Source organism: Actinomadura rugatobispora, assembly GCF_042656285.1.
Lineage (GTDB): Bacteria > Actinomycetota > Actinomycetes > Streptosporangiales > Streptosporangiaceae > Spirillospora > Spirillospora rugatobispora.
Window position 1 is genome coordinate 101,026 of sequence record NZ_JBHSON010000015.1, and the last position, 18,312, is coordinate 119,337.

At 73.7% G+C, this 18,312-nt stretch carries 17 protein-coding genes; 10 read left to right on the forward strand and 7 right to left on the reverse strand.

The annotated features are described in order from the left end of the window. The first annotated feature begins 83 nt into the window (after positions 1-83). The 4 genes from ACFPZN_RS13450 (at position 84) to ACFPZN_RS13465 (ending at position 4,130) form a co-directional block, all read left to right on the forward strand. A complete protein-coding gene (locus ACFPZN_RS13450) occupies positions 84-1,325 on the forward strand; it encodes an acyl-CoA dehydrogenase family protein (RefSeq protein WP_378282241.1) in 1,242 nt (413 codons plus the stop codon). 118 nt (positions 1,326-1,443) lie between these two features. Then, positions 1,444-1,983: a DUF1707 and FHA domain-containing protein gene (locus ACFPZN_RS13455; RefSeq protein WP_378282242.1), complete on the forward strand. Its 540-nt coding sequence runs from the start codon at positions 1,444-1,446 to the stop codon at positions 1,981-1,983. A 59-nt stretch (positions 1,984-2,042) separates the two neighbouring features. Further along, positions 2,043-3,137: a PLP-dependent cysteine synthase family protein gene (locus ACFPZN_RS13460; protein WP_378282243.1), complete on the forward strand. Its 1,095-nt coding sequence runs from the start codon at positions 2,043-2,045 to the stop codon at positions 3,135-3,137. A gap of 84 nt (positions 3,138-3,221) precedes the next feature. After that, positions 3,222-4,130, forward strand: a complete 909-nt coding sequence (locus tag ACFPZN_RS13465; protein ID WP_378282244.1) for a TIGR03619 family F420-dependent LLM class oxidoreductase — start codon at positions 3,222-3,224, stop codon at positions 4,128-4,130. Positions 4,131-4,214: 84 nt separating this feature from the next. Here the strand turns inward: ACFPZN_RS13465 and ACFPZN_RS13470 are convergent, their stop codons facing one another. Further along, a complete protein-coding gene (locus ACFPZN_RS13470) occupies positions 4,215-4,655 on the reverse strand; it encodes an Lrp/AsnC family transcriptional regulator (RefSeq protein ID WP_378282245.1) in 441 nt (146 codons plus the stop codon). Positions 4,656-4,779: 124 nt separating this feature from the next. After that, on the reverse strand, positions 4,780-5,892 hold the full coding sequence (locus ACFPZN_RS13475; protein ID WP_378282246.1) for a LacI family DNA-binding transcriptional regulator: 1,113 nt from the start codon (positions 5,890-5,892) through the stop codon (positions 4,780-4,782). A gap of 144 nt (positions 5,893-6,036) precedes the next feature. Between ACFPZN_RS13475 and ACFPZN_RS13480 the strand changes: the two genes are divergently transcribed. Then, positions 6,037-7,278 (forward strand): ABC transporter ATP-binding protein, encoded by a 1,242-nt coding sequence (locus ACFPZN_RS13480; protein ID WP_378282247.1) that lies wholly within the window; start codon positions 6,037-6,039, stop codon positions 7,276-7,278. Positions 7,279-7,324: 46 nt separating this feature from the next. Here ACFPZN_RS13480 and ACFPZN_RS13485 read toward each other — a convergent pair whose 3' ends face one another. The 4 genes from ACFPZN_RS13485 to ACFPZN_RS13500 all read right to left on the reverse strand — a co-directional run bounded on the left by ACFPZN_RS13485 (position 7,325) and on the right by ACFPZN_RS13500 (position 12,356). After that, positions 7,325-8,236 carry a carbohydrate ABC transporter permease gene (locus ACFPZN_RS13485; protein WP_378282248.1) on the reverse strand — a complete coding sequence of 304 codons (912 nt, stop codon included), beginning with the start codon at positions 8,234-8,236 and terminating at the stop codon, positions 7,325-7,327. After that, positions 8,233-9,657: a carbohydrate ABC transporter permease gene (locus ACFPZN_RS13490; protein ID WP_378282249.1), complete on the reverse strand. Its 1,425-nt coding sequence runs from the start codon at positions 9,655-9,657 to the stop codon at positions 8,233-8,235. Before ACFPZN_RS13490 ends, ACFPZN_RS13485 begins: the two co-directional genes overlap by 4 nt. 19 nt (positions 9,658-9,676) lie before the next feature. Next, positions 9,677-10,990, reverse strand: a complete 1,314-nt coding sequence (locus ACFPZN_RS13495; protein WP_378282250.1) for an ABC transporter substrate-binding protein — start codon at positions 10,988-10,990, stop codon at positions 9,677-9,679. 256 nt (positions 10,991-11,246) lie between these two features. Then, positions 11,247-12,356 (reverse strand): M24 family metallopeptidase, encoded by a 1,110-nt coding sequence (locus tag ACFPZN_RS13500; RefSeq protein WP_378282251.1) that lies wholly within the window; start codon positions 12,354-12,356, stop codon positions 11,247-11,249. 269 nt (positions 12,357-12,625) lie between these two features. Here ACFPZN_RS13500 and ACFPZN_RS13505 point away from each other — a divergent pair, with 269 nt between their 5' ends. Continuing rightward, positions 12,626-13,549 (forward strand): 5'-3' exonuclease, encoded by a 924-nt coding sequence (locus ACFPZN_RS13505; protein WP_378282252.1) that lies wholly within the window; start codon positions 12,626-12,628, stop codon positions 13,547-13,549. 358 nt (positions 13,550-13,907) lie between these two features. Continuing rightward, the gene (locus ACFPZN_RS13510) at positions 13,908-14,636 is read left to right on the forward strand and encodes a Crp/Fnr family transcriptional regulator (protein ID WP_378282253.1); all 729 of its coding nucleotides are present in this window, start codon (positions 13,908-13,910) and stop codon (positions 14,634-14,636) included. A gap of 20 nt (positions 14,637-14,656) precedes the next feature. On the opposite strand, the gene ACFPZN_RS13515 is transcribed toward ACFPZN_RS13510, so the two are convergent. Beyond that, positions 14,657-14,854: a hypothetical protein gene (locus ACFPZN_RS13515; RefSeq protein WP_378282254.1), complete on the reverse strand. Its 198-nt coding sequence runs from the start codon at positions 14,852-14,854 to the stop codon at positions 14,657-14,659. A 149-nt stretch (positions 14,855-15,003) separates the two neighbouring features. Here ACFPZN_RS13515 and ACFPZN_RS13520 point away from each other — a divergent pair, with 149 nt between their 5' ends. The 3 genes from ACFPZN_RS13520 (at position 15,004) to ACFPZN_RS13530 (ending at position 18,299) form a co-directional block, all read left to right on the forward strand. After that, on the forward strand, positions 15,004-15,735 hold the full coding sequence (locus ACFPZN_RS13520) for a DUF7873 family protein (protein ID WP_378282255.1): 732 nt from the start codon (positions 15,004-15,006) through the stop codon (positions 15,733-15,735). A 1,054-nt stretch (positions 15,736-16,789) separates the two neighbouring features. After that, positions 16,790-17,743, forward strand: coding sequence for an alpha/beta hydrolase (locus tag ACFPZN_RS13525; protein ID WP_378282256.1), 954 nt, complete (start codon positions 16,790-16,792; stop codon positions 17,741-17,743). 4 nt (positions 17,744-17,747) lie between these two features. Continuing rightward, complete coding sequence (locus tag ACFPZN_RS13530; RefSeq protein WP_378282257.1) at positions 17,748-18,299, forward strand: NUDIX hydrolase; 552 nt, start codon at positions 17,748-17,750, stop codon at positions 18,297-18,299. Positions 18,300-18,312 lie beyond the last annotated feature (13 nt).

Consider the following 18,312-nt stretch of genomic DNA (forward strand, 5'->3'; position numbering starts at 1 on the left):
GGCGCGGACCCCGAGTAAGCGAGCGCTTTCAGTTTCTGCTTGGATGGGCGGTCACCAGGCGGAGGCCGGAGGCGAGGCGAGACATGATCGAGTGGTCCGAGGAAGATCTGATGATCCGGGACGCGGTGCGCGGCTGGATCGACGCGGAGGTGCGGCCCCGGCTCGAGGAGCTGGAGTCGGGCGAACTGCCGCCCTACGACCTGATCAGGGGCCTCTACAAGACCTTCGGCATGGACGAGCTGGCGCGCTCGTCCTTCGAGGCCCGGATGGAGCGTGCCGAGGCCGCCGCGGACCAGGCGGGCGGGGGCGAGGACGAGAGCACCGGCGACGACGACGGCGCTCCCGGCGGCGGCCGCGGCAACGCCGCGATGAGCATGCTGCCGATCATCGAGCTGTGCCGGGTGGCGCCCGGGCTGGTGTCGGCGATGGGCGTCAGCCTCGGCCTGGCCGCCGGGACGATCATGAAGCGGGGGACGCCCGAGCAGCGCCGCCGCTGGGCCCTGGAGCTGCTCACCTTCGAGAAGGTCGGGGCGTGGGCGATCACCGAGCCCAACTCCGGCTCCGACGCGTTCGGCGGCATGCAGGCCACCGCCCGCCGGGACGGCGACGGCTACGTCCTCAACGGGAGCAAGACCTTCATCACCAACGGCCCCCACGCCGACACCGTCGTCTTCTACTGCAAGCTCGACGACGGCGGCGACCCGCGCGACCGCGAGATCCTCACCTTCGTGCTCGACCGCGGCATGCCGGGCCTGGAGCAGAGCAGGCCGCTGCGGAAGATGGGACTGCACTCCTCCCCCACCGGCGAGCTGTTCCTCGACGATGTGCAGGCGGGCCCGGAGCGGCTCCTCGCCGCCGGCGCCGGAGGCGGCAAGGAGTCGGCCAAGCAGAACTTCGTGACCGAGCGCGCCGGGGTCGCGGCGATGGCGCTGGGCGTCATCGAGGAGTGCCTGGCGCTGTCGGTCGACTACGCCCGCAAGCGCGAGCTGTGGGGGCAGCGGATCGGCGACTTCCAGCTCATCCAGCTCAAGCTGGCCAAGATGGAGGTGGCCCGGCTCAACGTGCAGAACCTGGTGTTCCGGCACATCGAGATGCAGCGGGCGGGCCGCACGCCCACGCTGGCGGAGGCGTCGGCGATGAAGCTGTACTCGGCGCAGGCGGCCTCGGAGGTCGCGATGGAGGCGGTGCAGCTGTTCGGCGGGAACGGCTACATGTCGGAGTACCGGGTGGAGCAGCTGGCCCGCGACGCCAAGTCGTTCCAGATCTACGCGGGCACCGACGAGATCCAGGTGACGCACATCGCCCGCGACCTGCTGTCGCGCTGACCGAACTTCCGGTGTCGCGCGGGCGTCCAACACGCGGGGGGCGGGTGAGAACGATCATCTGCCCGCCGCGTGCGATCTTTTCTGGACAGGCGACGGACGGATCTGGATACTCACAGCTATGGACGGTCAGCCCTCGTACCCGGTGAGAGCGTCCGACACGGAACGCGACCGGGTGCTGCAGGTGCTCAGTGAGCGGGTGGCCGAGGGCCGGATGTCGCACGAGACGTTCGAGCGCCGGGTCGACCAGGTGCTGCGCGCCCAGAGCCAGGCGGAGTTGGCCGACATCGTGCACGACCTGCCGCCCACGAACCGGGTGGTGGGGCGGCTGACGGGGCTGATCTCCTCGGTGTCCCAGGCGACCGCGCGGCTGGAGGCGGCCTGGCGGGCGCCCCGGCTGCCGCGCTTCATGCTGCCGCCGGCGGGCCTGACCCGCATCGTGGTGGGCCGCGCGCCGGGCTGCCAGTTCATCCTGACCGATCTCACCGTGTCCCGGTTCCACGCCGAGATCTACCGCAACGACGACGGCTGGATGATCTCCGATCTGGGGTCGATGAACGGCACCCGCGTCAACGGCTGGCGGCTCACCGGCCCGACCCGGGTGCGTCCCGGCGACGAGGTCGGGTTCGGCAACTCCAGCTTCATCGTCACCTCCTCCTGACCTCCCCCCGACCAAGATCACCGGCCGCGGCCCCGCGGCCGCGGCGCGCGGCTGGTTTCATGGGCGGTGTGGCAGACGACGACCCGACCCGCAAGGACTCGCGGCGCTGGGCGGCCGAGGCGATCCGGCGGCTGACCGCCGAGCGCGAGGCCGCCGGGCCCACTCCCCTTCTCCGCTTCCCGCTCCCCGGCGACCGGGGCGTCACGCTCCTGTTCAAGGACGAGTCCGCGCATCCGACCGGGAGCCTGAAGCACCGGGCGGCGCGGGCGCTGTTCCGGCACGCGATCGCGACGGGCCGCCTCACCGAGGGCGCGACCGTGATCGAGGCGACGGGCGGGAACGCCGCGGTGGCGCAGGCCCACTTCGCGCGGCTCCTGGGCCTGCCCTACATCGCGGTGATGCCGGGCGAGGAGAGCGCGGCCCGGGCCGAGCCGGTGCGGGCGCTGGGCGGCGAGTGCCGTTTCGTCACCCCGCCACTGGCGATCTACGAGGAGGCGCGGCGGCTCGCCGCCGACACCGGCGGCTGTTACCTCGACCAGTTCACCTGGGCGGAGCGGGCGCTGGACTGGCGCGGCGACGACCTGGCCGGGGAGCTGTTCGCCCAGGCGGCGGGGCCGCCGGCGTGGGTGGTGGCGGGCGCCGGGACGGGCGCCACGGCCGCCTCGCTGGGACGCCATATCCGCTACCACGGGCTGGAGACCCGGCTGGCGGTCGTGGATCCGGAGAACTCGGCGTACTACCAGGGGTGGCTGACCGGGGCGCACGACTACGCCACGGGCATGCCGTCGCGGATCGAGGGCATCGGGCGGCCGCGGATGGAGCCGGGCTTCCTGCCGTCCCTGGTCGATCTGATGCTGCCGGTGCCGGACGCGGCGGCCGTCGCGGGGGCGCGGGCGGTGCGGGCCGCCACCGGGCGGGCCGTCGGCGGGTCGACCGGCGCCAACCTGTGGGGCGCGCTGCACCTGGTCGCGCGGATGCGCGAGCAGGGAACCGGCGGCACGGTGGTCTCGCTGGTCTGCGACGCCGGCGACCGGCAGGCGCGGACCTGGCACGACGACGGCTGGGTGGCCGGAAGAGGTCTGGATCCCGCGCCCTGGGGCGCGGTGATCGACCGGTTCCTGGCCACCGGGGAATCGGATGCTCCCGGCGGATAGGGTCGCCATCGCCGGGGAGGGCGCCGGGGAGGGTGCCCGGGCCGGCGCCGTTCGGGACAGGGTTCGAGACAGGGGAGGAAGAACATGCTGATCGGGTTCGCCGTGCCGGTGTCGGGAGGGTGGGCCACCCCGGCCAACCAGGTGCTGATCGCACAGCAGGCCGAGGAGCTCGGCTACCACTCGGTCTGGACACTGCAGCGGCTGCTGAACCCGGCCGGGTCGTCCGACCTGACCTACCGGGCGGTGCCCGATCCGCTGGTGACGCTGGCCTACCTGGCCGGGCAGACCAGCCGGGTGCGGCTGGGCGTGGCCGTGGTCAACCTGCCGTTCTACTCCCCCGCGCTGCTGGCCAAGCAGGCCGCCACCCTCGACCACGTCAGCGCGGGACGGCTCGACCTGGGGCTCGGGCTGGGCTGGATGCCCGAGGAGTTCGCCGCGGCCGGGGCGCCGATGGAGCGCCGGGGCGAGCGGGCCGAGGAGTTCCTGGGGGCGCTGCGGTCGCTGTGGGGCGAGGAGGTCAGCCGGTTCGACGGGGAGTTCTACCGCTTCCCGCCGGTGGTCATGGAGCCCGCGCCGCTGCAGTCCCCCGAGCCGCCGATCCTGCTGGGCGGCACGGCCGAGCCGGCGCTGCGCCGCGCCGGGCGGCTGGCGGCGGGCTGGGTCAGCTCCAGCCGCGCCGATCCGCGGGCGCTGGGCGATTCCATCGAGATCGTCCGGGAGGCGGCGGAGAAGGCCGGGCGCGACCCGTCGGCGCTGCGCTTCGTGTGCCGGGCCGCGGTGCGCGTGCGGGAGGCGGCGCGGCGGGACCGGCGCCCGCTGACCGGGTCGCACGACGAGATCCGCGCCGACTTCGACGACATCGCCGCGCAGGGCGTGACCGAGCTGTTCGTGGACCTCAACTTCGACCAGGAGCTGACCGGGCCGCAGACCGATCCGTGGGACGCGATGTTCCGGGCGCGCGAGGCGCTGCAGGCCTTCGCCCCGGGCACCTGAGGCCGGGCGCCTGAGGCCCGGCTCCTGAGGCCGGGCGCCCGGGTGCGGGGGGACGGACGTCGCCCGGGGCCGCCTGCGGGGCGGTCACAGGGGCGGGCGGCGCCCTTCCCAGGGGGTGCTGAGCACGACCGTGGTGCGGGTGGCCACGTTGGCCGCGGCGCGGATCTTCTGGAGCAGGTCCTCGAGCTCGTTGGGCGAGGCCACCCGTACCTTGAGGATGTAGCTCTCCTCGCCCGCGACCGAATGGCAGGCCTCGATGGCGGCCAGGTGGGCCAGCCGTTCGGGGGCGTCGTCGGGCGCGGCCGGGTCGATCGGTTTGATCGACACGAACGCGGTGAGCGGAAGCCCGATCCGCTCGTTGTCCAGCTGGGCGGTGAACCCCTTGATCACGCCGCGCTTCTGCAGCCGCCGTACGCGCTGGTGCACGGCCGACACCGACAGGCCCGTCTCCTTGGCCAGATCGGTGAAGCTCATCCGGCCGTCGTCGGCCAGCAACGCCATGATCTGACGATCGATCTCCTCCACCCCGGAAATCTAGCGTGTCGGCGGTCATCATGTACGGGCAAGCACGATCACGGCGGAACCTTCTTTCACACCGGGTTTCACCGCAACTCCCACCCCGGTTCGCTCTCCGGTTCCCGGCCCGTGCTCAGGCCGGGCGCGCGGGCGACCGGGCCGGGCGGGGCGGGCCGCAGCTGCCGCGGATGACCAGTTCGGCCGGGAGCAGGACGGGGCCGCGCCGGGTGCGGCGGGTGCGGTCGCGCAGCAGCAGCTCGCACGCCCGGTAGCCGATGTCGTGGCCGGGCCGGGCGACCGTGGTGAGGGGCGGGTCGCACAGCTCGGCCCAGGGCACGTCGTCCACCATGGCGATGGAGACGTCGGCGGGGACGCGCAGGTCGAGTTCGCGCGCCACCAGGACGGCGGCCTCGCCGAGGAGGTGCCCGGCGGCGAGGACGGCGGTGACGTCGCCGCGCCGCTGCAGCAGCCCGGCCGCGGCGGCGAAGGCGCTGTCGCGCTCGTGCCGGGCGGCGACCACCAGGTCCTCGTCCACGCCGGCGCCCAGGGCGGCCATGGTGTCGCGGAACGCCCGCTCCCGCACCTGCGCGGGCGGCCCGGCCCTGTCCTCCTCCCCGGGGGCCGCCGGGGCGGGCCGGTCGCCCCCCGGGGAGGCGGGGGCGGCGCCGAGGAAGGCGATGCGGCGGTGCCCGAGGCCGACGAGGTACTCGGTGAGGGTGCGCACGCCCGCGCGGTCGTCGGCCAGCACGGCCGGGATCTCGCGCAGGCCGGGCGGCACGCGGTCGGCGAACACCACGCTGGCGCCGATGCCCGCGGGGGCGCGCCAGGCCGCCTCGGTGCCCGCCGGGACGGCGATGATCCCGTCCACCCGCTGCTCGACGAGCCGGTCGACGATCTCGGCCTCGCGGGCGGGGTCGCCGTGCGCGGCGTCCAGGATCACGTGCTCGCCGAAGGTGCGGGCGCAGGCCAGCACGCCGGCGACCAGGTCGGCGCGGAACGGGTCGGTGACGTCGGGGACGATCAGGCCGATGCCGCCGCTGCGCCGCAGTTTCAGCCCGCGGCCCAGGGCGCTGGGCCGGTAGTCCAGCTCGCGGGCGGCGGCCTGGACGCGTTCGCGGGTGGCGGGGCTGACCGAGCCGGTGCCGGAGAAGACGCGGGAGACGGTGGCGATGCCGACCCCGGCGGCGGCCGCCACGTCCTTGATCGTGGCCGACCGGCGGCCGCCCGCGTCCCGTTCCGCCGCCATGCCCGCTCCCCTCCGCCGCGTCCGGCGGCATCTTCTCACGATCACCCGTTTTCTGGAAACGTTTCCATAATGTTTACTCCAGCCAAAGGTTAAGCGCCCAGGTGGGCGGCGGGCGTTGGAAACGTTTCCATCGAAAGGTGCGACATGGCCGAGATCGTGCTGGAGCGGGTCGACAAGGTGTACGCCGGCGGCGTCAAGGCCGTCGACGGGCTGGACCTGGAGATCCGCGACGGCGAGTTCATGGTGCTGGTCGGCCCGTCGGGCTGCGGCAAGTCCACCGCGCTGCGGATGATCGCCGGGCTGGAGGAGATCAGCGGCGGCACCATCTCCATCGGCGAGCGGGTGGTCAACGACCTGGCGCCCAAGGACCGCGACATCGCCATGGTCTTCCAGAACTACGCCCTCTACCCGCACATGACCGTCGAGCAGAACCTGGCGTTCGGCCTGAAGCTGCGCGGGGTGTCCAAGGAGGAGCGCGCCAAGAAGGTGCGGGAGGCCGCCAAGATGCTCGGCCTCGAGCAGTTCCTGTCGCGCAAGCCGGCCGCGCTGTCGGGCGGCCAGCGGCAGCGGGTGGCGATGGGCCGCGCGATCGTCCGGGAGCCGCAGGCGTTCCTGATGGACGAGCCGCTGTCCAACCTGGACGCCAAGCTGCGCGTGTCGATGCGCGCCTCGCTCAGCCAGCTGCACGAGCGGCTCAAGGTCACCACGGTGTACGTCACCCACGACCAGGTCGAGGCCATGACGCTGGGCGACCGGGTGTGCGTGCTGCGCGAGGGCAGGCTGCAGCAGGTCGACACGCCGCAGCGGCTGTTCGACAACCCGGTGAACCTGTTCGTGGCCGGGTTCATCGGCTCCCCCGCGATGAACTTCGTGGAGGCCGACCTCACCGGCGGCGACGCGGGCGTGCAGGTGTCGTTCGCCGGCTACACCCTGCCGGTGCCCGGCGGGCTGCTGGAGGGCAGGCCGGGGCTGGACGGCTACGTGGGCCGGAAGGTGATCCTGGGCGTGCGGCCCTCGGACTTCGAGGACGCCGCGCACGCCAAGCCCGACTGGGCGCCGCTGAGCGCCACCAGCAGCGTCACCGAGGAGCTGGGCAGCGAGATCAACGTGATCTTCACCATCGACGCGCCGCCGGTGGAGCACAAGGACACCGCCGACCTGGCCGAGGACGCCGCCGAGGGCGAGAGCGAGGCGATCCCGCTGGTGGAGAACAAGGCGCTGTGGACCGCCCGGGTCAACGCCCGCTCGCACGTGCGTCCCGGCCAGGACATCGAGCTGGCCGTCGACACCCACCGGCTGCACTTCTTCGACCCGGCCAGCGGCCTGGCGATCGGCCACCCCGACGCCGCCTCCGCGGACGTCGAGGTCACCAAGGCCTCGGCCTGACCGACCGTGGGAGGGGGACGGACCGCCTCCGGTCCGTCCCCCTCCCTCACTTCAGCGAGCCGGCCATGACGCCGCGGACGAAGTGGCGCTGGAAGGCGAAGAAGACCGCCAGCGGGACCAGCAGCGACAGGAACGCGCCCGGCGCCAGCACGTCGATGTTGCCGCTGAACTGCCGCGTCTGGGACTGCAGCCACTTGGTCATCGGCTGCGCCCCGGTGTCGGCGAACACCAGCGCCACCAGCAGGTCGTTCCACACCCACAGGAACTGGAAGACGGCCAGCGAGGCGATCGCCGGGGCGCCCAGCGGGAGGACTACGCGCCGCAGGATCGTCCGGTCCGAGCCGCCGTCCAGCCGTGCCGCCTCCAGCAGGTCGCGGGGGATGGCGGCGAAGAAGTTGCGCAGCAGGAAGATCGCGAACGGCAGGCCGAAGGCGACGTGGAACAGCACCACCCCGGCCACCGACCCGAACAGGTGCAGGCCGCCGATCCCGATCCGCCCGTACAGCTCGGCCACGGGGATCAGCGCCACCTGCACCGGCACCACCAGCAGGGTCACCACCAGCAGGAACAGCCGGTCGCGGCCGGGGAAGTCCAGCCAGGCGAAGGCGTAGGCGGCCGGCGCGGCGATGACCACCACCAGTGCCGTGGCGGGCACGGTGATGAGCACGGTGTTCCAGAACGAGTCCAGGAAGTCGGGCCGTTCCAGCAGCGCCGCGTACGCCTGCCCGGTGAGCTGCGACGGCGCGGTGAGCGCCCGCCACCAGCCGCCGGCGCTGTTGTCCTGCTCGGAGCGCAGCGAGGCGATCAGCAGCCCGAAGCTGGGGACCAGCCAGAACAGCGCGACCAAAATCAGGACGGCCTGCACGGCGCCGCCGCCGGCCCGCCGCGCCGCGCGCGCCGCGAGTCCGCCGCGGTTGCGGGCCGGGTTCCCGGTCTGGCCCCTGCGCCCGGTGCTCATGGGCGCTCCCGCCGCAGCCGCCGGAGGTTGAGCGCGGCGGCGGGCAGGACCAGCGCGAACAGCAGCACCGCGATCGCGCTGCCCACGCCCTGGTCGCCGCCGCCGCCGAAGGACTCGGTCCACATCCGGGAGGCCAGCACGGCGGCGCCGGGATCGCCGCCGCCGATGACGAAGACCAGGTCGAACACCTTGAGCACGTTGATGACCATCGTCACCAGCACCACCGCCAGCACGGGGGCCAGCAGCGGGACGGTGACGCTCACCAGGATCCGCCCCTCGCCGGCGCCGTCGACGCGTGCCGCCTCCAGCACGTCGCGGGGGACGGCGGCGAGCCCGGCGGAGATGAGGACCATCGCGAACCCGGCCCACACCCACAGGTAGGAGCCGATGATCGCGGGGGTGATGAGGGTGCCGCCGAGCCATTCGGCTCCCCCGTAGGCGGCGGCGAAGTTCTCCGGCGGCAGCCTGAGGGTGTAGAAGGCGCCGGGCTGGAGCCCGCGGACGGTGAACGTCCCGTCCGCCCTGGTGGTGGCCTTGCCGGCGACGGTTCCGGGCGGGTCGCCGCCACCGCCGGGCGGGCCGGCGCGGACGGCCTCGACGGTGAGGCCGGGCAGCCCGGTCTCGCCCGCGTCGGGACGGCCGGGCGTTCCTCCGCCGCCGCGGGTGAAGTCGAACCAGACGGTGCCGGTCAGCTCGCCCGGCCCGGCGCCGGGGGGCGGGCCGGCCGGTGCGGCGTCGCCGGGCAGGTGCTCGGGCCGGACGCGCAGCAGCGGGACGAGGGCGCCGCTTCCGGCGGCGAGCGGTGCGGGCGCGGCGACGGCACCGTCCGGTGCCCGCACCGGGAGGCCCGGGCCGGGACGGGGCGCCGCGCCGGGGTAGCCGCCGCCCCCGGTGAAGGTGTCGTGGACGGCGACCATCGCGGCGTTGGCGACGCCCTTGTCCGGGTCCTGCTCGTACACCAGGCGGAAGATCACTCCGGAGGCCAGGAAGGAGATGGCCATCGGCATGAACACCACCAGCTTGAACGCGGCGGCCCAGCGGATCCGCTCGGTGAGGACGGCGAACAGCAGCCCGGTGACGGTGACCAGGGTGGGGGCCGCCACGACCCAGATCGCGGTGTTGCGCACCGCGACCCGGTTGCCGGGGTCGCGGACGACCTCGGCGTAGTTGCCCAGGCCGACGAAGGTGTCGCCGGAGGCGTCGAAGAGGCTGCGGACGGCGGTGTGGGCGATCGGGTAGACCACCAGGAATCCCAGCGGCAGCAGGGCCGGGACCAGGAACAGCAGGGCCGTCCACGGCAGCGGTCGGCCCCTGGGCCGGCGCGGCCCCGCCGCCTTGCGGCGTGCGGTGCCGCGCCGGGCGGTGCCGCGCCGTCCTCGGGGGGCCGCCTCGCGGGAGGGGTCGTCGTGCAGTGCCCTCATGGGGGTCGTCCGCCCCGGCCTAGCTGTCGTAGGCCTTGGCGGCGGCGGCCTCGAGCCGTTCCTGGGCGCCCTTGACGTCGGAGGGCCGCTGCAGGAATCCGCGCAGCTCCTCCCACATGCCCTGGCCGGGGGTGCCGCCGAACGCGGCGGGGGTCAGGTCGGACAGGTCGTAGCGGGCGTTGTCCCCGGCCTGCTGGAGCTGGGTGATGAGCTGGCGGGCGACGGGGTCGGCGTAGGCGCCGGGGGCCACGCCCTTGTTGGGCGACAGGTAGCCGCCCAGCCCGGCCCAGATCCGTCCGGCGTCGGGCGAGGCGAGGAAGCGCATCAGTTCCATGGCGCCCTTGCCGTCCTTGAGCGCGACGGCGATGTCGCCGCCGAGCATGGCGGGGGCGGTGTCCCCGGCCGCGGGGAAGGCGAACACCTTGGCGTCGGTGCCGACCTTGGCGCGGGTGGTGCCGATGTTGGCGGCGGCGAAGTCGCCGCCGTAGACCATCGCGGCCTTCTCCTGGCCGAACACCTCGGTCACCGAGGCGTCGAACTTGGTCTTGGTGGCCTGGGCGGGGCCGCCCGCGACCAGGTCCGGCCGTCCCCAGATCTCGGCGAGCGTCCGCAGCGCGCGGGCGACGGTGGGGTCGGTCCACTTGGTCCGGTGGTCGGCGAGGCGGTCGTAGGCGGCGGGGCCGGCCTGGGAGAGGTAGACGTTCTCGAACCAGTCGGTGAGCGTCCAGGAGTCCTGGGGGCCGGCCGCCAGGGTGAAGGGGGTGGTGCCGGAGTCGCGGACGGTGCCGGCGGCCTTCACCAGGTCGGCCCAGGTCCGCGGGGGCTGCACGCCGGCGTCGGCGAGGACCTGCGGCCGGTACCAGATGATCGATTTGTAGGCGGCCTTGACCAGGACGCCGTAGTTGCGGCCCTTGGCCGAGCCCAGTTCCTTCCAGTAGGGCGGGTAGTTCTGGTCGACCTGCCGGGTGACCTCGGGCGACAGCGGTTTGAGCGAGCCCTTGGCCGCGTACTGCCGCATGAGGCCGGGCTGCGGCAGGATCGCCACGTCCGGGGGCCGGCCGGCCTGGAGCCGGGGGCCGAGGAAGGCGTCGGTGTTCTCGCCGGTGGGCGCGTAGGCGACGGTGGCGCCGGTCCGCTTCTCGAACTCCTTGAGGACCTTGCGGAAGTTGGCCTCCTCCGGCCCGGTCCATTTGGCGGCGACCTCGATCTTCACGCCCTTCAGCGCGCCGCCGCCCGCGGGGGCCGCGCTGTCCTCGCCGCCTCCGCCGCATCCGGCGGCGGCCAGCAGCCCCGCCCCCGCCACGGCCACGGCCATACGCCCGCTGACCCTCATCCTCGTCCTCCCTGGTCGGCACGGTGGCGGCGCCGTGCCGGGCCCGGGGGATCCCCGGTCCCGGCGCGGCGCGCGCCCGTGAACCCGCGCGATGCGGGCTCCTCACCCCGGCGGGGCGACGCCCGGCCCGGGACGGCGCCCGGGTCGCACAGGGCGGGACGATCGTCCGCAAGAGGGCACGGTCGGCGCCAGTCACTCCGGGACGGATATTCGGCCGCCGCTTTGTACCGGACGGAGGAGAGAGGACCTCAGGGGCTCAGTCGACGATCACGGTCTCCCGCGGGGTGTGGTTCATCCGCTCGAACCCGTCCTGGGTGCACACCACGATGTCCTCGATGCGGGCGCCGTGCGCGCCGGGGTAGATGCCCGGCTCGATCGAGAACGCCATGCCGGGCGCCAGCGGCTCGGTGTTGCCCGCGACGATGTAGGGGTCCTCGTGGGTCTCCAGGCCGATGCCGTGGCCGGTGCGGTGGAAGAAGTGCCCGCCGTACCCGGCGGCGGCGATGATGTCGCGGCCCGCGGCGTCCACGGCCTCGGGGGTGGCGCCGGCGCGCACCGCCCGGCAGGAGGCCTCCTGCGCCTCGCGCAGCACGTCGTAGTAGGCGGCGTAGTCGGCGGGGGGCTCGCCCACGCAGTAGTTGCGGGTGGAGTCGGAGCAGTAGCCGCTGGGCATGGTGCCGCCGATGTCGACCACCACCGGCTCGCCGGGCCGGATGACGCGTTCGGACAGCTCGGCGTGCGGGTTGGCGCCGTTGGGGCCGGATCCGACGATGACGAAGTCGACGCCGTCGTGGCCCTCGGCGATGATCGCGTCGGCGATGTCCCGGCCGACCTCCCGCTCGGTGCGGCCGGGCTTGAGGAATCCGGGGATCGCGCGGTGCACGCGGTCGATCGCCGCGCCCGCCTCGCGCAGCGCGGCGACCTCGGCGGCGCTCTTGCGCATCCGCAGCTCCCGCAGCACGCCGCCGGCGGCGACCTGTTCGGCGCCGGGCAGGGCGGCCCGGAAGCGCAGCGCCATGACCGCCCACATCCGGTCGGCGACCGCGACCTTGGCCACGTCCCGCGGCAGCCGCGCGGCGACGAGCGCGAACGGGTCGTCGGTCTCGTCCCAGGGCACCAGCTCCACGCCCAGCGACCCGGCCGGGGACTCCCGCGCGGCGGGCAGCTCCAGGCGGGGCACCACCAGGAACGGGTCCCGGTCGGCCGGGACGACCAGGCAGGTGAGCCGCTCCAGCGGCAGCGCGTCGTAGCCGGTGACGTAGCGCAGGTCGGGTCCGGGCGTCAGCAGCAGCGCGCCCAGCCCGGCCTCGTCCGCGGCCCGGCGCACCTGGGCGAGCCTCTCCCGCGGATACAACTCCTTCGTCACATCCGTCTCCATGTCGATCGCGGCGGTTCCGGCCTGCCGCCGGGTGCCGCCGCTCCCTCCCCTCGCGTGTCGGCCCGGTCGTGCCGCCGGGCCAGGGTCGCAACGGGTCCAGGATCGCAGGCGGCGCGGCCCGCGCCGTACCGCGGACCGTCGGCGGGGCGTGCGACGATGTGGGGCATGGCGAGCGGGGAACACAGCATGAGGGAGCCGGCGGGGCGCGGCGACGCCCGGACCGGCCAGCGGGGCACGGGACGAGCGGGGGGCACGGCATGGGCGGGTTGATGCTGCTGGACACGCCGTCGCTGTACTTCCGCGCCTTCTTCGGGGTGCCCGAGTCGGTGACGGCGCCGGACGGGACGCCGGTGAACGCGGTGCGCGGCCTGGTCGACATGATCGCGCGGCTGGTGCAGGACCGGCGGCCCGACCGGCTGGTGTGCACCATGGACGCCGACTGGCGGCCGGAGTTCCGGGTGGCGGCGCTGCCGTCGTACAAGGCGCACCGGGTGGCCGACGACGGCGGCGACCAGACGCCCGACGCGCTGGAGGCGCAGCTGCCGGTGATCGACGCGGTGCTGGCGGCGTTCGGGCTGGCCACGGCGGGCGTGCCGGGGTACGAGGCCGACGACGTGATCGGCACCCTGGCGGTGCGGGGGGCGGAGCGGGGCCCGGTCGACATCGTCACCGGCGACCGCGACCTGTTCCAGCTGGTGGACGAGCGCGGCCCGGTCCAGGTCCTCTACACCGCGCGCGGCATCCGCAACCTGCAGGTGATGGGCGAGAAGGAGGTCGCGGCCAAGTACGGCATCCCCGGCCGCGGTTACGCCGACTACGCGACGCTGCGGGGCGATCCCAGCGACGGCCTGCCGGGGGTGCCGGGGGTGGGCGACAAGACCGCCGCGGCGCTGGTGACCCGGTTCGGGTCGCTGGAGGGGATCGTGGCGGCGCTGGAGTCGGGGTCGGCGGAGGGCTTCCCGGCGGGGGCGCGGCGCAGGATGGAGGCCGCCGGCGACTACCTGGCGGCGGCGCGGACGGTGGTGCGGGTGGTCACCGACATCGACGACCCGGCGCTGCGCGACCTGGACGACCGGCTGCCCGCGGCGCCGCGCGATCCGGAGGCGGTGGTGGAGCTGGCCGACCGGTGGAACCTCTCGGGGCCGGTCAACCGGCTGCTGAACGCACTGGCCCCGTCCTGACGGAAATCTGACGGTTCGGCAAGGCCGTCCTGTCGAATGTGTCAGATGACGCAGACAGTCGGTGCCCCGGGGAGCAGCATCCTGCTCGATGACGGGGTTGCCTGGGAGATGTGGACGGCACGATCATGCGGCCGCCGGAGCGGCGCGGGCCTTACCCGCGGCGGGCCGGAGGGCCGGCGGATGAACGGGCCGGCGCTCGCGGCACTGGGCCTTACCGCCCCACTCCCCCCAACTGCCGCGGGCGCCGGTTCCCCGTGACATCCCACTTGCCAGGAGGGCATGGCGAAGGTCCACTGGAGTCAGCCTCACCCCGACCCCGGACCCTCCCCCGCGGAGGGCACAGGAAACGGAATCACCCGTGACGGAAAGGACCTCCCTGCCGAGCGACAGCGCCCCGGGCCGCCCGGACGGCTTCTGGGACGCGCTGGACGACACGCAGCGCGCCGCGCTGCGCCACGTCTCGCGCCCGCGCACGTACCCGGCCAAGAAGCCGCTGTGCTACCAGGGCGACGAGTCCGACCACATCATCATCATCGAGGACGGCTGGGCGAAGGTGACCTCGTCCACCGAGGACGGCCACGACGTCGTGCTGGCCGTGCGCGGCCCGGGCGACCTGGTCTGCGAGAGCGCGGTGCTGGGCAGCCGGCTGCGGTCGGCGACGGTGACCGCGCTGAGCCCGGTGCGGGCGCTGGTGGTCCCCGCGGCCCGCTTCACCGGGTTCCTGGACGCGCACGCGGGCGTGTGGCGGCTGGTCAGCGGCACCTTCGTGCGCAGGCTCGACGACGCCGACCAGCGGCTGCAGGCGCACGTGGCGGCCAAGGGCGCGCAGCGGCTGGCGCTGCTGCTGGCCAACCTGGCCGAGCTGTCGGCCCGGCACACGCCGCCGGCGCCCGACGGCAGCATCGAGATCGCCCCGCCGCTGTCGCAGGAGGAGCTGGGCAGCTGGATGGACGCCTCGCGCGAGACGGTCGCGCGGGCGCTCAACAGCCTCCGGGCGCTGGGGCTGGTGCGGACGGGGTGGCGGCGGATCACGGTCGTCGACCTGCCGGGCCTGCGCGCCTACGCGCAGGGCCGCCCGGCCTCCTGACGCCCCTCGGATCGCGGGGATCAGCGGCGGGCGGTGCGGCGGCGGTTCCAGCCGCGGCGGCGCCAGTCGGTGCCCGCGCCGACGCCGGCCAGGTGCAGGGCGATCAGCAGCAGGCCGACCGTGATGAGGGTCTGGTAGTCGAAGGGGTCGGAGGCGACGTCGGCCAGGTCGAGCAGCAGGGCCAGGCCGAAGACGCCGGCCGCGACGATCGCGAGCATGGAGACCTCCCGTAGGTGGCGTATCCCCGAGTGCACATCCGATGTCCGAAAAGTCGCCCGGCAAACCTGGGGGCGTCCGGGCGCGGGAAAACCGCATGCGTCCGGGTGTCCGAAACCACTACGGTCGTTTCGTCCGAACGGGAGGAAACGTGCCGAGACTCAATCAGATCATCGCCGTGGAGAAGGGCGTGAAGGCCAAGGCGCTGCGGGAGCTCACCGACGCGCACCACACCGTGCAGAAGCAGCCCCTGCTCTCGGGCATCTCCCGGACCTACCAGCCCAAGGACGAGGACGGCGAGCAGCTGCCGCCGGAGTCGACCCGGGTGCAGGTGAAGGCCGAGGAGGTGCTGCGGCAGGCGGCCGCGACGCTCACCCGGCTGTTCGACGTGACCGCGACCAAGGACTGGACCAACTGCGTCGCCCGGGCCGACGTCACCGTCGACGGCCGGGCGCTGCTGCGCGACGTGCCGGTCACCTACCTGCTGTTCCTGGAGAAGCAGCTGGTCGACCTGCAGACCTTCGTCAAGAAGCTGCCGGTGCTGGACGCCGCGGAGTCGTGGACGTTCGACGGCTCGACCGACGGCTGGAAGACCGAGCCGGTCCGCACGGTGAAGACCAAGAAGGTCCCCTTCAACCACGTCAAGGCCGAGGCGACCGACAAGCACCCGGCGCAGGTCGAGGTGTTCTACGAGGACGTGGCGGTCGGCTACTGGACGACGGTGAAGTTCTCGGGGGCGCTGCCGGCGCGGCGCGTCAACGAGCTGCTGGAGCGGGTCGAGAAGCTGCAGCAGGCGGTCAAGTTCGCGCGCGAGGAGGCCAACGGCACCGAGGCCGACGAGCGCGGCGTGGGCGAGGTGGTCTTCGGCTACCTGTTCGGTTAGAGTCGCAGACTCCCCCGTGTGGAGCGCGGGGGTGCGCCCCACAAGGGCGCGAAGCTGAAACTGAGACGTCAGCCTGATCCACACGGTGTTCAGTGGGGGTTCGAGTCCCTCCCCCGGCACGTTCGCGCCGGGGTGGCCCAACCGGTAGAGGCAGCCGTGAGCAAACTCAGACTCTCGCTCCAGCTTCAGCATTCACCGCCGATCGCCGGATCGAACGGGCACGGACGTTGATCGCCGGGTTGCGGGTTCAACTCCCGCTCGCTCCTCTCATGGGGCGATAGCTCAACCGTAGAGCACGGCGACATGAGGATTGATCCGCGTCCTTAAACGCGCCGGCGTGTGCACGTGGCGGTAACCAGGGGCCCGGAGGCAGGGAACGCCTCCGGGCCCCACCTGTTCGCGGCGGGTTCCGGTGGGACGAGTGTGAGGAAAGAGATTTCTCGGGCCTGGCGGCCGAGTAACGCCGGGCCGGCGAGGGAAATGCATTTTATAATCCGCCCGTTGCGCTTTGAATCGACTCCGGTATGGGGACACCTCTATCCAAGGGATATGACGAGGTCTCCGGGTGAGGACGATGCGGCGGTGCACCGGGTTCGGCGCGGTGATCGCCCCCCGGGCGCCGGGCGCTACGGAGGTTCGTGCTGCTCCGGGCCCCCGGGCGGCGTGCGGTCCCGTCCTGCTGCGGTGGTGCCGTGCGGGCCCTGAGGGGCGGGCGGTGTCCGGTCGTCCGCCCGGTCCGGCGGCGTCCGGTCCGCGATCAGGGCGGCCGCCTTAACGCGTCGCGGGCGGGCGCGGCGGCGAAATAAAGCCGCCCGTCCCATGATCATATTTCCGGAATTCGCGGGGTTTCGTGATCGCGTTTCCTGACGCGTGAAACGACCCTGTTCCGGAATCTTCTCCGGCATCTCTCGACACCTTTCCGACATGCGCGGGCGGGTTTTCGTCCTTCGAGGGGTGCCCGTTCAGCGGACGCCTGCGCCTTTTTTCGCGTCCCACCCCAGCTGTCGCTCGCTCCCGAAAGGCTCCCGCCTTGTCTCGTTCGACCGTCCCCGCTTTGCTCGGGGCATTGATCCTGCTCGTGTGCCTGGCCGTGACCGGCCCGGCGACCTCTCCCGCAGTCGCCGGCCTCGCGCCGCAGGCGCGGGTGGTGGAGGAGCGCGCGGCCGGTCCGCGCGCGCTCGACCTGACCATCGAGTCCCCCGCGATGGGCCGCCGTGAGATGGTGCGCCTGCTGCTGCCGCGGGGCTGGTCGCGCGGCTCCTCGCGGACGTGGCCGACGCTGTGGCTGCTGCACGGCGGCGCCGACGACTACACCGCCTGGACGCGCGAGACCGACGTGGAGGAGCTGACCCGGGACCAGGGGGTGCTGGTGGTCATGCCGAACGGAGGCCGGTGCGGGAACTACTCCGACTGGTGGAACTACGGGGACGGCGGCCCGCCCGCCTGGGAGCGGTTCCACATGACCGAGGTCCGGGGGATCCTGGAACGCGGCTACGGCGCCGGGAAGCGGCGCGTGATCGCGGGCAACTCCATGGGCGGGCTGGGCACGATGCTGTACGCGGCCCGGTTCCCCGGGGCGTTCCGTGCGGCGGCGGCGTTCAGCGGCTACCTGCACACCCTGCACGGGCACCGCCCGGGGGACGATTCGGTGGGGTGGGGCACCTCGCTGGTGTGCCCTGGTACGGACTGGCGGCGGGTGTGGGGGGATCCGGACGACCAGGCGGCGATCTGGCACGCGCACAATCCCTATGACCTGGCCGGGCGGCTGGCGGGCGTGCGGCTGTGGGTGGCGTGCGGCACGGGCCGTCCCGGGCCGCTGGACGGGCTCTCGCTGTCCGACCCGATCGAGGCGGCGGCCTACGAGCACGCGCGCGCGTTCACCGGCCGCCTGCGCGCGCTGGACATCCCGGTGACGACGCGCTTCTATGACGGGCGGCACGACTGGCCGTACTGGCAGCGGGAGCTGCACCGGGCGTATCCGATGCTGCTGGAGGCTCTGGAGCGGTGAGCGCGTGAAGGGACCGGGCGGCGGTGGCGGTGCGGCACTGGCCGTCGATGGGGACGGCAACGAGCTGACCCGCTTCGAGCGGATCGCCGAGACCGGGCTGGCGGCGGTCGGCGCGGAGGGGGCGGGGGACGGTCCGCTGACGCTTTCGCTGGTGGCGGTGTGGTGCGGAGGGCGGCTGCTGATGGTGTTCGGCCGCCACCGGCAGGCCTGGGAGCTGCCCGGCGGGATGATCGAGGCCGGGGAGGGCGCGCGTGCGGCGGCCGTCCGGGAGCTGCGGGAGGAGACCGGGCTGCGGGTGGCCGATCCGGTCTTCGCGGGGCGGGCGCGGTTCGTGCTGGGGGCGGCGCGGCTGGTGGAGTACGCGGCGGTCTACTCCGCCCAGGTGGGCGCCGAGGCGGAGCGGGCGAGCCTCCGGTTCGTCCCGGACGAGGAGATCGCGGCGGTCGGCTGGTGGGAGGGGTCGTCCCCGCGGGACGGCCAGGGCGGGCTGGCGGGCCGGGTGCAGCCGCTGGACGTCGCGCTGGGGCTCCTGGCGGCCCGCCCGCCGCGCCGCTGAGCACCGAGGCGGC

Excerpts from the sequence above, each read along its gene's own strand:
- ACFPZN_RS13450 (WP_378282241.1), top strand. The coding sequence starts at position 84 with ATGATCGAGTGGTCCGAGGAAGATCTGATGATCCGGGACGCGGTGCGC.
- ACFPZN_RS13455 (WP_378282242.1), top strand. The coding sequence starts at position 1,444 with ATGGACGGTCAGCCCTCGTACCCGGTGAGAGCGTCCGACACGGAACGC.
- ACFPZN_RS13460 (WP_378282243.1), top strand. The coding sequence starts at position 2,043 with ATGGGCGGTGTGGCAGACGACGACCCGACCCGCAAGGACTCGCGGCGC.
- ACFPZN_RS13465 (WP_378282244.1), top strand. The coding sequence starts at position 3,222 with ATGCTGATCGGGTTCGCCGTGCCGGTGTCGGGAGGGTGGGCCACCCCG.
- ACFPZN_RS13475 (WP_378282246.1), bottom strand. The coding sequence starts at position 5,892 with ATGGCGGCGGAACGGGACGCGGGCGGCCGCCGGTCGGCCACGATCAAG.
- ACFPZN_RS13480 (WP_378282247.1), top strand. The coding sequence starts at position 6,037 with ATGGCCGAGATCGTGCTGGAGCGGGTCGACAAGGTGTACGCCGGCGGC.
- ACFPZN_RS13485 (WP_378282248.1), bottom strand. The coding sequence starts at position 8,236 with ATGAGCACCGGGCGCAGGGGCCAGACCGGGAACCCGGCCCGCAACCGC.
- ACFPZN_RS13490 (WP_378282249.1), bottom strand. The coding sequence starts at position 9,657 with ATGAGGGCACTGCACGACGACCCCTCCCGCGAGGCGGCCCCCCGAGGA.
- ACFPZN_RS13495 (WP_378282250.1), bottom strand. The coding sequence starts at position 10,990 with ATGAGGGTCAGCGGGCGTATGGCCGTGGCCGTGGCGGGGGCGGGGCTG.
- ACFPZN_RS13505 (WP_378282252.1), top strand. The coding sequence starts at position 12,626 with ATGGGCGGGTTGATGCTGCTGGACACGCCGTCGCTGTACTTCCGCGCC.
- ACFPZN_RS13515 (WP_378282254.1), bottom strand. The coding sequence starts at position 14,854 with ATGCTCGCGATCGTCGCGGCCGGCGTCTTCGGCCTGGCCCTGCTGCTC.